Consider the following 15,513-nt stretch of genomic DNA (forward strand, 5'->3'; position numbering starts at 1 on the left):
CATGGCTGGAGTTCAAGATGGAGGAAGAGATATGTATTGTGATAATTGTGGTTGTGAATTGGGGGAGAACGTAAGAAAGTGTCCTGTCTGTGGAAAAGAATTTCCTTTGATAGAGCCGGAAGTTGACGACAGCACAACTGTGCTTACAAGTGAGCCGGACGTCGATGAGGACGATGACAGCACAACTGTCCTGACAGGCGGAACACAGGGCATGCCTCAGATGATGCAGCAGCCACAGGGTAATCCTGTGCCACCGCAGCAGCCTCAGATGGGAATGCCACAACCTCAGATAATGCCACAGGAAGGCGCCGATATAATGATAAAGAAAAAGGGCGAGAAGAAGGGTATGAGCAAGGGTGCAAAGGCCGCACTCATAGCTATACCAGTGGTTATCGTCATCGCTATAGGCGTCTTTGCATTTATATTTGTTCCAAAGTTTAGAAAGTATAACGAGGCCAACGACCTCATGGACCAGGGAAAGGTTGAAGAGGCCGTGACACTGTATAAGGATCTTGGAAAATTCAAGGATTCCTATACAAAGGCAAACGGAGACGCTTATTATGAGTATGCCGAGGGTCTTGAAAAAGAAGGCAAGAACCTTGAGGCGGCTGAATATTATAAGAAGTCAGGCAACAGCAGAAAGGCTGCAGAGAACTACAGCAAGTCATCTGACGGTGACGAGGAGAGTTTCAGCAGCGATGACGCATTTGATAAGGCTTATCAGTGTTATTACAATGCGGGAATGGATCAGATGAATGCGGCATCCTACGATGCAGCCATAGATGCATTCAACAATGCAGGCTCATACAAGGATGCATCGGACAAGGTTATCGAGTGTACATATAAGAAAGCAGAGGCACTTATAACAGCCAAGAAGTACGATGACGCCATCAGTATTCTGTCAACCATAGAGGAGTACAGCGATTCCCAGACTCTTCTTGCAAAGTGCTATTACAACAAGGCATCAGAGCTGCTCGACAGCGGCAAATATGACGATGCGTATGATATGTACATGAAGTCAGAATTTGATGACTACAAGAACAAGGCCAGTGAGTGTACATACAAGAAGGCAGAGCAGTATTACAAGAACAAGGATTACGAGAATGCCATCAAGAGCTATGATAAGGTGGACAAGGATTACAAGGACTGTGTAGCTGAGAAGGACAAGTGTTATCAGGCACTTGGAGCCCAGGCATACAAGGACAAGGAATACAAGAAGTCAGTTGATTACTATGAGAAGGTAGTCAAGACTGATGTGTCCAAGAAGATAGCAAATGGAAAGCTTGCATTTGCAAATGCAAATAAGAACGCAGCCAATGAGACTACAATGACATATCTCGGAGAACTCAGATACGACGGCAACGAGAAGGCTCAGAAGCTGTATTCAGAGCTTGTGAAGTGGAATATAGAATCATTTGTAAACAGCAGTGAAAAAGATCTTGATAAGGGATCTAACAGCATCAAGACAAAGGATGGATCAGATATATATATTCATACGTCATTTGGATTTGACGGTGATGACTCTATGAAGATATCGGGATACGTTGTGTATGCGGATGGAAACAAGTCTGACGTCATAACATTCTCAGATCCTGTGGTTGATGGCTGGTCAACATGGGTCAAGATATCAGGTGACAGCGCACCTAAGGGTGTAACATATCTGTATCTTCAGAACGAGACGACCAAGAAGATCATAGAGGTATATCCGTTCACAATAAAGTAAAGAGACAGGGTGATATATGTGATAAACAGACCTGAATTGCTGGCTCTGGAATTCTACAAGTCGCGGCCTTTTAAGGGCAGTGACAAGGGTATCCGTTACATGATACAGAAGGATGTTGTGGAGATTGAGCCGGAGGGTGAAAAAAATCAGACAGAGGAAGATGCACCGAAGGAGACAAAGACTGTACTCACGGCATTTATATGGCCGGAGCCATTCTGTTTTGAGGTCACACCGGATGAACAGAAAGGATCGAAGCAGTTTGATTTTTCCGAGGAAGGATTGTGTGAGGCCATAGCCTGGTTGAATGAAAATCATGATACATATGCACAAAAAAAACAATAATAAACTACTTAAAAGAATAATTGGAATAACAGCGACTGTCATCATTCTGATGGCAGCAGTTGTTGCAATTATTTTTTTTCATCTTATGAGAAAACCTCAGATAAAGCTTGTGGAGGCCATGGTAAATACCATCAATTCTTCCAGAGAGTCGGAGATGAATCAGCAGTATGGCACATTTGACATGGGTATGAACATGATAAATGGCAGTCAGAGCTTTTCATTTGAGGATAATTCTGATCACAGCGTTGACATATCGCTGAAGAGAAGTGCTTCGAATCACAATTTTCTTGCGGAGGCAGGAGTTGATGACAAGACATTCAAGCTCTATGCAAATAAGAGGACTTCTCTCATATATATAGATGATATGGCAATCAGAATACAGTACGCTGACAATCTCATCACGAACATGAGCAATTCTCAGGTGGTATCACTGCTCGGGATAGACAGCGACACAGTGTACTCATTTGGCACTGCTTATGAGAATTGTATGAGGATGGCTGCAAATAATTATGCGGACATCAACGGTGACGATATCCAGACAGATATTATCCAGAAGACACTTAAGTATTTCTTCAATATGGAGGGTACGAGTGAGGGAAAACAGACTGTGGTCACGGGAGACAGAACCCAGGACTGCAAGGTTTATTCTGTCATCTTCAATGTGGATGATTTCTACAGTTATCTGGACGACTGCTTTGGCACGCATGATATAAATCTTCAGGAAGTGTATGACATGCTTGGCAAATACATACCGGAGATAGATACCATTGACAATACGGCAGAATTGGTACATGATATAAAGCAATTTGTGGATGAAATGTTAGACGGCAGGGATATCACGCTCTATTTTGCTGTGAACAGTAAAAATGAGCTGGTCAAGCTGTATGCGGATCATGTGTCCGACAGGGATATGAGCATGTCGCTGACATTTTACGGAGACAAATATACAGCACAGTCGTATGAGTTCACTGTTACTGACAATTCTGACAACCATCTTGTGATAAAAAAGAGGGATGTGAGCAGTGACGGAGAGACAGGAGTGGTGTTTGATGTGGATATATCGGCAGCCGATCTCATGGATTCCATGAAGCCTGTCAGTATAAGTGCATCGCTGGAGCTTAGATTGTCTGGAAGTGATGCAATTCTTGGTATACAGGTTGGAGATGCCGTGTTCAGAAAAAATGCGGAGATCACCGGATATGATAAGGGTAACAGCATTGATCTTGCGTGGAGCGGGGACAGTGATGGAAGCATGCATATCGGCTGTGATTCAGGAGCGATAGAGAAACCGGAATACAGGGACAGCCTGGATATATTTGACACAGATGTGATAAGTGCGTATAAATTTATAAAAGAGATAATGAACAGATAGATGGAGATTTGTATATGAGTGATACATCAGTTGTGGATAACTCCACGGGCAAAGAAAAAAGCAGATATACATCGGGAACCATATATAAGATGATAATTGCTATAACGTTCCTTCTGGCATTTGGACTGATAATGATATTCAGCGCATCCAGTTACGGCACGGCTGCCAGCAATTTCAGAAGCCAGTTGGTGTTTATCGTTTTCGGAGCATTGGCAATATGGGGATTGGCGTTTTTCCCATACGGTCTGTATAAGAAGCTTACATGGCCTGCATATTTTCTGTCATTGATACTGACATTTTTGCTTCTCACGCCATTGGGAGTAAATGTAAATGGTGCGACGAGATGGATTCAGATCCCTCACATACCATTCAGAATCCAGATCGCTGATATAGTGAAGACTCTCATGATCATATTCATAGCTTCATTTATAAGCAGCAAATGGAGAGAGATGCACAAGTGGCAGACTGTCATAATACTGTGGGTGCTTGTGGGACTCCAGGCGGGACTTTTGCTCGTCATATCCACAAACCTGAGTTCGTGTCTGGTCGTTCTTGGAATATGTTACTGTTCAACATTTATAGCCAGCAAGAACTGGAAACTGCATTTGGGAATATTGCTGATAGCTGTGGTGGTGGCGGTGGTCTATGTGAAGGTAGCCACGAGCTACCTGCCTACGGAGGAAGAACTTCTGTCAAATGACAACTTCCGTGCAAAGCGAATCCTGGGATGGCTGTACACAGAGAAATATGAGAAGAGTGCAGGATATCAGGTCATACAGTCGCTGTATGCCATAGGAAGCGGATCTTTCTTCGGCAAGGGACTTGGAAATGGAACACAGAAGCTTTCGGCTATACCGGAGGCCCAGAATGATATGATCTTCGCGATAATCTGCGAGGAGCTTGGTGTGGCAGGAGCAATCATGTTATTTCTTCTGTATGGCTATCTGTTATACCAGATGTATGTTATAGTTAAAGAGTCATCGAACGTATTTGGAAGCATGATGGTCATAGGTGTGATGGTACACCTTGTATGCCAGATAGTGATCAACGTAAGCGTTGCGACAAATGTAATTCCGAATACAGGTGTCACTCTTCCTTTCATAAGCTCGGGAGGTTCCGCACTTCTCATGACCATGGTCGAGTGTGGTATGTGTATAGGAATCAGAAGGCAGCAGACGAGAAGAGTGTATCAGAAGCATTTGAATGAATAAAATCCATGTGAGGAATAAGAGAGGTAGTATATGGTAAAGTTTAGAAAAATTGCGTTTTTGACAATGGCAGCAGTATTGTTGTCAACTTGTGCGACAGGAATCTCAAATCTGTCAGAAAGCAGGGTCGGCGGACAGTACACGGTGTACGCTGCGGAGACTCAGGCTGATGCCGGAGAGAGTGTTGCGACATTGACGGATGCAACTGCCACTGTGAAGAATAAGAAGGGCTGGTATACCAAGAACGGTAAGACATATTATTACGATGAGAACGGCAAGGCGTTAAAGAGCAAGTTCCTTACATACAAGGGCGACAAGTATTATTTTAACAGATATGGCCGCATGGTGAGAGGTCTTAACAAGATCCAGAATAATTACTATTACTTCAGAACAAATGGCAAGGCACTGGTGAATACCTGGAAGAAAATAAAGGGTAAGAAGTATTACTTTGGTTCTGATGGAAAAGCCTATAAGGGTGCACATAAGGTAAAGAATAGCAAGTATTACTATAATTTCTCAAGTAATGGTTATCTTGCGGAGGGTGTCAGAAAGATAAATGGCGTGACATACAGATTTGGTTCCAATGGAAAGCCATATACAGGATGGTATACTACAAAGCTTGGAAACAGACAGTATTACAGCGCTTCAGGTGTTGCATACAAAGGACCTAAGAAGGTAAATGGCAAGCTGTATCTGTTTGACAAGAATGGTGCACTGGTGAAGGGCAGAGGCTGGAAATATTACAACGGCAAGCGTTACTTCGTAAGCGTCAAGGGAACATTACTCACCGGATACAGATATGTGGATGGAGCATACTATTACTTCAGTAAGAGCGGTGCCATGTACAGAAGCAAGTGGGCATATGCGAATGGATATAAGTTCTATTTCAACAGAGGTGGCAAGAGACTCACAGATGTTGATAAGATCCTCGGAAAACAGGATTCCTATGAGATAAAGGTCAACAAGACCACAAATGTTGTGACTGTATATGCAAAGGATGGCAACAAGGGATATATCATTCCGGTAAAGGCATTTGTATGTTCAGGCGGTGACACAACACCTCTTGGAACATTCTGTACCCCGGCAAAGGGAAGATGGTGGACACTGATGGGGCCATGCTATGGACAGTGGGATACACTTATAACAGGTGATATACTTTTCCACTCTGTGTATTACGGAGAGGAGGATCCTACCACATTATCAGTCAGCGCTTATAACATGCTCGGAACGACATGCTCACACGGATGTATAAGACTTAAGGCAGGAGATGCAAAGTGGATATATGATAACTGCGATCTTGGAACAAAGGTAACTATATTCGAGAGCAATAAGAGCGGCCCGTTCCCTAAGCCTACATCAGTTCAGCTTGATTACAGCCATACATGGGATCCTACAGATCCAACCATGGCATACAAGTGTAGAGAGAACGGATGTCATAAGGGAATAGCATGGTAATATCGTGTTCAATGTGGAGAGAATAGATATATGAAAAAAGCGTCGTGGATGGACATGGGCAGAAAATATATATTATTTATGATTGCGGTCATCTGTTTTGCAGGTATCTGCATGGGATGCGGGAAGGTGGATGACGGTCAGGAGGAGAGTACCGGTATCCAGATAAAGAGCGGTGATGTTGAATCCGCGGAGGATATGACTCAGATAGGAGTGTATCTCGATGTGGATAAGAACAGTTCCGAGATAACGGATGTGAAGTACAAGATATCCGGTGACATAGGTATCGTGAGTTTCAGGTACAGCGGAGTGAAGGTTGAACTCAGAGGCTCCTGCAAATACGAGATGTACGATCTGGCGGGCGTTGAGAACACCAGCAATGGTGACATGATAACCGGCAACATCCAGGGATACAGTGCTACTTATTACACTCTGTCTCCCGGACGTATAGCTTTCTGGAGCGATGGAACAATTAACTATTCGCTATATATATACGTCACAGCCAGTGATGAGGTACTCAATGAAGTGCTGTCACATATAGTATTTGAGAACAGATATACGGACAGGGCTGATGTCCAGCAGCAGATAGAGACGGACAGCAGAGCATTTGCTGAGAAGATCGTGAAGGTGTTCAATGATGAAGATCTTGAGACCATGAAGGATATGGTTTTATATCCTCAGGAGACAAGTGGTGGACAGTCCATAGCAAATGAAAATGAGCTGTTGAATGTTGATAAGAAGGCGCTGTTCACTGACATTCTTATGAAGGCTCTGAACGATGAGAATGCACTGGATAATCTGAGAAAAACCAACGACGGCTCCGAATATGTAATTGGAACAAACTATAAAAATGTACATTTCAGACTGAACGACGATGGACAGTTTGTCATCACAAAAATAAATAACTGATATTTATCCCCTGCACATAAGGGCAAACTGATATGTGCAGGGGATTTTTCTGTTTAAAAATACTGAAAAAGTTCTATTTGTCACGAATAAGTTCAGAATGTGATAAGTATGGGAGTATAGTGGGAAAATTTAGAGGACGATTCGCGTTGAGACTGTGTATTAAAGTCCTTAGAATTGTATCAGGACAGGAAATAACTTAAGACAGGACCTGATCTGAGACAAGGAGGAGATATACACGATGACAGAGAGAGTTTACAGTATAAGTGAGGCAGCAGCCAAGGTTGAGGTTGAGTCACATGTGCTTAGGTATTGGGAGGAAGAGCTTGAGATCGATATCAAGAGAAATGACATGGGTCACAGGTGCTACAGTGAGAAGGATGTAAAGATACTTCAGAGGGTTAAGACTTTGAAGGATAAGGGGATACAGCTCAAGGCGATAAAGGATATGGTTCACAGAATGTATGAACTTCTTGACGAGGGAGAGAGCACAGAGGAAAAAAATGCGGATGATGCGGTGACGGAGCTTATCGCAGAGAGTGAAAATACAGAGAAGAAGACCATAGAAACCATAAGGGTGAGCAGCGATGTGGGGGATGATTCAAGAATAGTTGATTTCAAGATGGCACAATTCCAGAATATCATGGACAAGATAATCAGCAACTCCATAAAGGACAACCTTAAGGTGATAACACAGTCAGTGTCCGCTGCGGTGTCCGATGACGTGGTAAAACAGATGGATGTGCTGATGAAGGAGAAGGAGGATCAGGAGGAAGCGAGATACAGAAAGCTTGACGCCACCATAAGAGAACTTCAGCAGACCAGACAGGAGGTTGCGGCAACGGAGATAAAGAGGAAGAAAAAGGGCATTTTCAGAAGAAAACAGAGAGAGAGTTTATAAAAACTTCACACACTAACAATAGGGATTAATGCTATAATTAGCGCTAGTAAGATGGGAGTTAACACGAATGAAGATTACTAAGAAAGTTAAGATAGCGATAATTTTTATATGGATAGCAGCGATATTGTCCATGGTTATAGGTACGGCTATCATAGGGCGATATTTTATCACTGGAACTTATGGCCGTAATCACTCACTGCAGCTTTTATATTCGGAGGACGATCCGGTCAATGATGTGTACAAATCTCTGTCCACATTGCGTGAGGAAGTTATAAGCAAGGTGAAGAAGAATCCTTCATACTATACAACCCAGGATAATGCAGATGCACTGGATGAAAAGAGCTCGGTATTAAATACTCATATAGCAGTGAAGAAGGATGGAGAGTACATATATAGTTCCGTTGATCCTTTTTCTGAGAGCCTGAAGGAGCAGTTAAAGAGAAATGATAACAGTTCGAATATCAATGCGATAGATGGTGATTCGATTGATACCGGAAATAACAGTGATATAAAGGTTCAGGAATATCTCATAACCCAGCCGTCATTCTATCTGTGCAACCAGGTATCATATGTGCTGGATGGAAGTCAGGTAGATATTTACATGCTCACATACTATGGTAATTATATGGCGAAGTTCAGGGGAACCATCATGGGTTATTCCATACTGATGGTTCTAATGATGATGCTCCTGAGCGGTGTCGTGGCATTCCTTGTATACCAGCAGTTTGTGAATCCTCTTGTCAAGCTCAAGGAGGCAGCAGAGCGTATGGGCTCAGGCAACCTTGACGAGAAGATAGACTTTGGCGATAACAGAGTCGATGAGGTTGGTGAGCTCTGTGAGTCATTTGAGGATATGAGACAGAAACTGTCAGACTTTACCAAGGCGAAGATGAGATATGAGGAAGAGAACAGGCAGCTCATAAGCAATATATCACACGATCTCCGTACTCCTATCACGACCATCAAGGGTTATGTGGAGGGAATCATGGATGGAGTTGCAGATACCCCTGAGAAGCAGGAGAGATATCTGAAGATGATATACAGCAAGGCAAATGAGATGGACAGCCTCATCAATGAGCTTTCACTGTATACGAATATCAACAACAACGCCATACCATATGAGTTCCACAGGGTATCGGTGAAGGATTATTTTGATGACTGTATGGAGGAGGTATATACGACGCTCCTTTCCAAGAACATGACGCTCACATACAAGAACTATTGTGATGACGATGTGAAGGTCATAGTTGATCCTGACCAGCTCAAGAGGGTCATCAACAACATAATTACAAATGCTATCAAGTATACCGATAAGGAATATGGACAGATAGATATCAACATATATGACAATGACGCGGAGGTTAAGGTATCCATAAGCGACAATGGCCGTGGAATAGATTCAGAGAGCCTGCCTCATATATTTGACAGAATGTACAGAGCTGACAGCGCAAGACAGTCAAGAGGCGGAAGTGGTCTTGGACTTGCTATATGCAAGAAGATCGTTGAGGAGCACGGCGGCAACATATATGCCACAAGCCAGCTTGGTGTTGGAACAACGATAGTATTTACCCTGAAGAAGTATATTCCAAAGGTTGAGGAGATCGAGGGTGATACTTCTGACGCCAGCGGTGAACAGCAGGCAAATGTAAAAAAGGATACACAGAAAAAAGATGATCAGAGAAAAGACAATCAGAAAAAGGATGGTCAGAGAAAAGGATCATTGCAGATCATAAATACACTAAAGAAAAGGAGAGATACAGATGAGTAAGATATTGATCATAGAAGATGAGCTTAGTATTGCAGAGCTTGAGAGAGATTATCTGGAGCTCAATGATTTCGAGGTAGAGATAGAGACAAATGGACTTAAGGGTCTTGAGAAGGCATTGGATGAGGAATACAGTCTTATCCTTCTGGATCTCATGCTCCCTGAGGTGGATGGATTTGAGATATGCCGACAGATAAGGGAGAAGAAGGATATTCCGATCATCATGGTAACAGCCAAGAAGAATGATATAGACAAGATCAGAGGTCTTGGTCTGGGAGTTGACGACTATGTCACAAAGCCATTCAGTCCAAGTGAGCTGGTGGCAAGAGTCAAGGCGCACATATCCAGATACGAGAGACTTGTTGGTTCAACGGCACTCAAGAATGACGTCATCGAGATCAGAGGTCTTAAGATAGACAAGACGGACAGAAGAGTGTATGTTGATAACGAGGAGAAGGTATTTACGAATAAGGAGTTCGATATACTGTGCTTCCTTGCCAGCAACCCAAACAAGGTATTTTCCAAGGATGAGCTGTTCAGCAAGATATGGAATATGGACAGCATAGGAGATATAGCCACGGTTACTGTTCATATCAAGAAGATCAGAGAGAAGATTGAATTTGACACATCGAATCCACAGTACATAGAGACTGTGTGGGGCGTGGGCTATAGGTTTAGGATGTGATAAGAAAGCCCCAGACGGCGAACATGCAGCGTTCATGCTTGCATGAAACGCTGCATGTTCATCGGATGGGCAGATATTCATGAGCATGTATGCCGATAGGCAGGAATGCTCATGAATGTGCGATTACGAGAGCCACGAAGTGGCGAAGTAATCGTAAGGCTTTCTTATCACAATTATAATAAGCCCCAGATGGCGAATGAGGAGAAAACAAATGAAATTAAACATTTTACATGAGGATAATGATATAATCGTGGCTGTAAAGCCATGTGGTGTGCCAACTCAGCCGGACAAGACCAATTCAGAGAGCATGGTGAGTATGCTCAAGCTCAGGATATACGAGAAGGAGAACAGAAAAGAGGAGCCATATCTTGTGCCTATACACAGACTGGACAGGCCTGTAGGCGGAGTTATGGTATTTGCCAAGACTCCTGAGGCGGCTGCAAATCTCTCAAAGCAGAGCGAGGATGGTTCTATGATGAAGTATTATCAGGCGATCCTCACTGGTGAGCTTTCAAATGACCAGGGAGTTTTGAAGGATTATCTTCTTCACGATACTAAGGACAATGTGACAAAGGTCGTGGACAAGGACACACCTGGAGCAAAGTATTCCGAGCTGGAATATGAGGTGCTGGATGTCATGGATACGGACGAGGGAGTTCTGTCATATATACTTGTTGAACTCATAACTGGAAGACATCATCAGATCAGGGCACAGTTTGCAAAGAGAAAGTGTGGAATCTGGGGTGACACAAAGTACAATCCTAAATTTCAGAGGACAAATAAGAAGTACAAGGAGATAGGACTTCACGCGTCCAGATTGGAATTTGACCATCCGACAACAGGGGAACACATGGTGTTCAAGCATGAGCCGGATGGCGGAGCATTTGCCATTCTGGATCTGGATGAGTTTTAGTTAAAATGGTATTTACAGGGCGGATGTTGGCATGTTTCGTGTTGACATACGTCCTGAAATTTTGTAGATTAAAGAGTGTATGCATTAGGTAGTTCAGCTATGCAGCAGATATAGAATGTTTTAGAATTAAGGAGATAAATAAGATGGCAAACGATAAGAAGATGGTTGAAGCTATTACTTCCATGGATGAAGATTTTGCACAGTGGTATACTGACGTTGTCCTCAAGGCAGGACTTATCGCATATACCAACGTGAAGGGATGTATGGCTATCAAGCCCGCAGGATATGCAATCTGGGAGCTTATACAGAAGCAGCTTGATGAGAGATTCAAGGCTACAGGTGTGGAGAATGTGTACATGCCTATGCTTATTCCAGAGAGCCTTCTTGAGAAGGAGAAGGATCACGTTGAGGGATTTGCACCTGAGGTAGCATGGGTTACTTATGGCGGACTCAATCCACTCACAGAGCGTATGTGTGTAAGACCTACATCAGAGACTCTGTTCTGTGATTTCTACAAGAATGATATCCAGTCATATCGTGATCTGCCAAGGGTATATAATCAGTGGTGTTCAGTTATGCGTTGGGAGAAGGAGACAAGACCATTCCTTCGTTCAAGAGAGTTCCTGTGGCAGGAGGGACACACTGCACATGCAACAGCCGAGGAGGCTGAGGCAAGAACAATACAGATGCTGAATCTGTATGCAGACTTCTGTGAGGATGTACTGGCTATGCCTGTTATCCGTGGACAGAAGACAGAGAAGGAAAAGTTCGCAGGAGCAGAGGCAACATACACAATAGAGGCACTTATGCACGATGGCAAGGCGCTCCAGTCAGGAACAAGCCATAACTTCGGAGACGGATTTGCCAAGGCATTTGGAATACAGTTTACAGACAAGGACAACAAGCTCAAGTATGTTCATCAGACATCATGGGGTATGACAACAAGACTTATCGGAGCCATCATCATGGTTCACGGAGACAATTCAGGTCTTGTACTTCCTCCAAAGGTTGCTCCAACTCAGGTCATGATCATTCCTATCATGCAGAAGAAAGCAGGAGTGCTTGAGAAGGCAGCAGAGCTTCGTGAGAAGCTTGGAGCATTCAGAGTAAAGGTCGATGACAGCGACAAGAGCCCAGGCTGGAAGTTCTCAGAGCAGGAGATGAGAGGTATTCCTATCAGAGTTGAGATCGGACCAAAGGATATCGAGGCCAATCAGGCAGTTCTGGTACGCCGTGACACAAGAGAGAAGATCACAGTATCACTTGATGAGATAGATACAAAGGTTGGAGAGCTTCTTGAGACTATCCAGAAGGATATGTTCGAGAGAGCAAAGGCTCACAGAGATTCACATACACATGCAGCGCTTAACTGGGATGAGTTCAAGAATATCATCGACAACGAGCAGGGCTTTGTAAAGGCTATGTGGTGTGGCGAGACAGCTTGTGAGGAGGCTATCAAGGATGAGACAGGAGCATCCACAAGATGTATGCCATTTGCACAGGAGCATCTTTCAGATGTATGTGTACACTGCGGCAAGCCGGCCAAGAAGATGGTATACTTCGGAAGAGCATACTAAAATATAGATAATAATCATGTATAATAACTTCTTCAGCATTTTGCTGGAGAAGTTATTATTTTACAGATATAAAGATGCGGAGAGAAGATATATGAGAATAGACATTCCAGAGGGAGCAAATAAAGTTATAGAGGGTCTTGAGGCAGCAGGCTATGAGGCCTATATAGTCGGCGGCTGCGTGAGAGACAGCATACTCGGAAGAGAGCCGGGGGACTGGGATATCACCACATCTGCCAGACCTGAGCAGGTCAAGGAGATATTCAGGCGAACCGTAGATACAGGAATAGAGCATGGAACCGTAACAGTCATGATGGGCAAGGAAGGCTATGAGGTCACGACGTACAGGATAGATGGAGAGTACAGTGATCACAGGAGACCGGATCAGGTGGAGTTCACAGCCAGCCTTGAGGAGGATCTGAAGAGAAGAGACTTCACCATAAATGCCATGGCGTACAGCCACAGCAAGGGCATAATAGATATGTTTGGCGGTGTGCAGGATCTGAATGACAAGGTTATAAGAGCTGTCGGTGTGGCAAGGGACAGATTCGATGAGGATGCACTTAGGATACTCAGAGCCATAAGATTTGCGGGACAGCTTGGATTTGACATAGAGAGGGATACCCGAAAGGCCATGATCATCCAGGCACAGTACCTCAAGGATATAAGTGCGGAGAGGATCAGGGTGGAGCTCACAAAGCTCCTTGTATCAGATCACCCGGACAAGCTGCTCGAGGCCTATGTTACAGGGATCACTGCATATATCCTTCCTGAATTTGACAAGATGATGGAGCAGCCACAGAACAACCAGTATCACAGATACAATGTGGGTGTACACTCCATTGAGGCGGTTAAGAATATAAGAGCTGACGTCACCATGAGATGGGCGGCGCTTCTCCACGATATAGGCAAGCCATCCACACACACTGTGGACGAGAATGGAACAGATCACTTTTACGACCACCAGATCGCGGGAGTTCCACTGGCGGAGGCGGTTCTCAGAAGACTGAAGTTTGACAACAATACCATCAAGGACGTGTGCAAGCTGGTGAGATGGCATGACTTTGGCATGGGCTGCGTTCCGAAGAAGAATACCATCAGGAAGCTTCTCGGAGAGGTTGGAAAGGATTTCTTCCCATATATAATCGAGATCAAGAAAGCCGATATGGCTGCCCAGAGCGATTACAAGCTGGAGGAGAGACAGAGCCAGCTTGCGGAGCTTGAGAAGAAATATGAAGAGATCGTGGCAGATGCTGACTGCGTCAGGATCAAGGACCTCAAGGTAAATGGCGGAGACCTCATAAAGCTGGGAATAAAGCCGGGACCTCAGATGGGCGAGATACTTCAGAAACTGCTGGATATGGTTATAGAAGATCCGGAGAAGAACGACAGGGAATACCTTATTGAACAGGTCAAAATGATGTAAGGAGTATGTATTTCCCATATCATATAAAAAAGAATTATTGGATGATGCGATAACAGTCGTAAAAAAATCCGGTAAAATATAATAACTTAAGAATGAATCTTAACAGCCCCTCATACAATAATTTAGCAGGTTATTATTGCTATAAAGTGAGCGACAGTTGTAGGAGGGGGTTTTTATTTGGCTGAAAAAATGGGTGAAGTGTATGAAGCATACGATATGGAAGTACAGGGAACGGGCAGAGGCAGAGGTGCTGTGATCCTGATGACGGACAAGGGGGTCAGACAGGTGTCATCCCTGAATGGAACTGACGAGAGGCTTCAGCAGGAGAAGGAATTCAAGGATAAGATATATGAAAAGGGCTTCTGTAATATAGACCGGGTCGTGGCCAACAGCGAAGACGAGCTGGTGACCTGCGACAGGTATGGAAATCCATTTGTGTGCAGGGAATATTTCCAAGGGCGGGAGTGTAATGCATCAAGCATAAGGGATCTTGAGAAAGCAGTTATAAATCTGGCGTGGTTTCACAGAGCCGGAAGGGAACTGTACATGGAGGAGAATACGTCATACACAAAAAAAACTCCGGGAAATCTGGATAGAAAGGTAAATGAGCTTCGCAGGATAAGAAATTTTGTCAGCAGGAGAACCCTGAAGAATGACTTTGAGATGATGTACATAAAGACATTTGATTATTTTTACAGCCAGGCAGAGAAGTGCCTGTCGCTGTTTCAGGATAATTTCACATACAACGACAAATGGCTTGGCTATTGTCACGGCTCGTATAATTATCACAGCGTGATGTTCTGTGATGGATACATAGCAACCATAAATTTTGACCGGTTCCATGTGGGATACCAGCTCATGGATCTGTACCAGTTTCTCCGCAAAGCCATGGAGAAGAACAGGTATGATATCACCATGGCGAAGGACATTCTGAGTGCGTACAGTCAGATCAATTATCTTGAACATGAGGATTATGAATTCATATATCTTATGTACAGTTTCCCGGAGAAGTTCTGGAAGATAAGTAACCGGTATATGAACACCAGAAAGAGCTACATATCCCCGGTTTTGATGGAAAAACTCCAAAAAGTTATCGAAGATGACCAAGAAAAGCTCAAAATTTTGAGTGAAATTAACGATACCTATGGACTTCACAAGCTGACAAATTAAGAGTATAATGTTGGGGCGTGGATAATAATTGAGTTAGACACGTGATACTGAATTGTGATGTATTTTACAGATGGTT

Annotated in this window: 13 protein-coding genes; all 13 read left to right on the plus strand. The window is 43.7% G+C overall.

From position 1 onward, the window contains the following. Positions 1-31 precede the first annotated feature (31 nt). The 13 genes from DWW60_RS02955 to DWW60_RS03015 all read left to right on the plus strand — a co-directional run bounded on the left by DWW60_RS02955 (position 32) and on the right by DWW60_RS03015 (position 15,437). Positions 32-1,723, plus strand: a complete 1,692-nt coding sequence (locus DWW60_RS02955) for a tetratricopeptide repeat protein (RefSeq protein ID WP_117874344.1) — start codon at positions 32-34, stop codon at positions 1,721-1,723. Between the two features lie 18 nt (positions 1,724-1,741). Further along, positions 1,742-2,065, plus strand: coding sequence for a hypothetical protein (locus DWW60_RS02960; protein ID WP_071849497.1), 324 nt, complete (start codon positions 1,742-1,744; stop codon positions 2,063-2,065). Further along, positions 2,046-3,437, plus strand: coding sequence for a hypothetical protein (locus tag DWW60_RS02965; protein ID WP_243002906.1), 1,392 nt, complete (start codon positions 2,046-2,048; stop codon positions 3,435-3,437). Before DWW60_RS02960 ends, DWW60_RS02965 begins: the two co-directional genes overlap by 20 nt. Before the next feature lie 14 nt (positions 3,438-3,451). Next, the gene (locus tag DWW60_RS02970; RefSeq protein ID WP_015534440.1) at positions 3,452-4,648 is read left to right on the plus strand and encodes an FtsW/RodA/SpoVE family cell cycle protein; all 1,197 of its coding nucleotides are present in this window, start codon (positions 3,452-3,454) and stop codon (positions 4,646-4,648) included. Positions 4,649-4,678: 30 nt separating this feature from the next. Continuing rightward, positions 4,679-6,100, plus strand: a complete 1,422-nt coding sequence (locus DWW60_RS02975) for a L,D-transpeptidase family protein (RefSeq protein WP_055145928.1) — start codon at positions 4,679-4,681, stop codon at positions 6,098-6,100. 30 nt (positions 6,101-6,130) lie between these two features. Continuing rightward, positions 6,131-7,006, plus strand: coding sequence for a hypothetical protein (locus DWW60_RS02980; RefSeq protein ID WP_117874345.1), 876 nt, complete (start codon positions 6,131-6,133; stop codon positions 7,004-7,006). 238 nt (positions 7,007-7,244) lie between these two features. Continuing rightward, positions 7,245-7,904 (plus strand): helix-turn-helix domain-containing protein, encoded by a 660-nt coding sequence (locus DWW60_RS02985; protein WP_117549944.1) that lies wholly within the window; start codon positions 7,245-7,247, stop codon positions 7,902-7,904. A gap of 67 nt (positions 7,905-7,971) precedes the next feature. Next, complete coding sequence (locus DWW60_RS02990) at positions 7,972-9,672, plus strand: sensor histidine kinase (protein ID WP_117874346.1); 1,701 nt, start codon at positions 7,972-7,974, stop codon at positions 9,670-9,672. After that, positions 9,665-10,354 carry a response regulator transcription factor gene (locus tag DWW60_RS02995; protein ID WP_022217373.1) on the plus strand — a complete coding sequence of 230 codons (690 nt, stop codon included), beginning with the start codon at positions 9,665-9,667 and terminating at the stop codon, positions 10,352-10,354. Before DWW60_RS02990 ends, DWW60_RS02995 begins: the two co-directional genes overlap by 8 nt. Positions 10,355-10,565: 211 nt before the next feature. Continuing rightward, complete coding sequence (locus DWW60_RS03000) at positions 10,566-11,267, plus strand: RluA family pseudouridine synthase (protein ID WP_117874347.1); 702 nt, start codon at positions 10,566-10,568, stop codon at positions 11,265-11,267. A gap of 143 nt (positions 11,268-11,410) precedes the next feature. Beyond that, the gene (proS, locus tag DWW60_RS03005) at positions 11,411-12,844 is read left to right on the plus strand and encodes a proline--tRNA ligase (protein WP_022217371.1); all 1,434 of its coding nucleotides are present in this window, start codon (positions 11,411-11,413) and stop codon (positions 12,842-12,844) included. A gap of 91 nt (positions 12,845-12,935) precedes the next feature. After that, complete coding sequence (locus tag DWW60_RS03010; RefSeq protein ID WP_022217370.1) at positions 12,936-14,267, plus strand: CCA tRNA nucleotidyltransferase; 1,332 nt, start codon at positions 12,936-12,938, stop codon at positions 14,265-14,267. A 177-nt stretch (positions 14,268-14,444) separates the two neighbouring features. Then, the gene (locus DWW60_RS03015; RefSeq protein ID WP_243002907.1) at positions 14,445-15,437 is read left to right on the plus strand and encodes a hypothetical protein; all 993 of its coding nucleotides are present in this window, start codon (positions 14,445-14,447) and stop codon (positions 15,435-15,437) included. Positions 15,438-15,513: the final 76 nt, after the last annotated feature.

This window comes from Coprococcus sp. AF16-22 (assembly GCF_003461545.1).
GTDB lineage: Bacteria > Bacillota > Clostridia > Lachnospirales > Lachnospiraceae > Coprococcus > Coprococcus aceti.

Bases quoted from the DNA above. Each gene is read 5' to 3' on its own strand.
- DWW60_RS02955 (WP_117874344.1), top strand. From the start codon at position 32: ATGTATTGTGATAATTGTGGTTGTGAATTGGGGGAGAACGTAAGAAAG.
- DWW60_RS02965 (WP_243002906.1), top strand. From the start codon at position 2,046: ATGCACAAAAAAAACAATAATAAACTACTTAAAAGAATAATTGGAATA.
- DWW60_RS02970 (WP_015534440.1), top strand. From the start codon at position 3,452: ATGAGTGATACATCAGTTGTGGATAACTCCACGGGCAAAGAAAAAAGC.
- DWW60_RS02975 (WP_055145928.1), top strand. From the start codon at position 4,679: ATGGTAAAGTTTAGAAAAATTGCGTTTTTGACAATGGCAGCAGTATTG.
- DWW60_RS02980 (WP_117874345.1), top strand. From the start codon at position 6,131: ATGAAAAAAGCGTCGTGGATGGACATGGGCAGAAAATATATATTATTT.
- DWW60_RS02985 (WP_117549944.1), top strand. From the start codon at position 7,245: ATGACAGAGAGAGTTTACAGTATAAGTGAGGCAGCAGCCAAGGTTGAG.
- DWW60_RS02990 (WP_117874346.1), top strand. From the start codon at position 7,972: ATGAAGATTACTAAGAAAGTTAAGATAGCGATAATTTTTATATGGATA.
- DWW60_RS02995 (WP_022217373.1), top strand. From the start codon at position 9,665: ATGAGTAAGATATTGATCATAGAAGATGAGCTTAGTATTGCAGAGCTT.
- DWW60_RS03000 (WP_117874347.1), top strand. From the start codon at position 10,566: ATGAAATTAAACATTTTACATGAGGATAATGATATAATCGTGGCTGTA.
- proS (WP_022217371.1), top strand. From the start codon at position 11,411: ATGGCAAACGATAAGAAGATGGTTGAAGCTATTACTTCCATGGATGAA.
- DWW60_RS03010 (WP_022217370.1), top strand. From the start codon at position 12,936: ATGAGAATAGACATTCCAGAGGGAGCAAATAAAGTTATAGAGGGTCTT.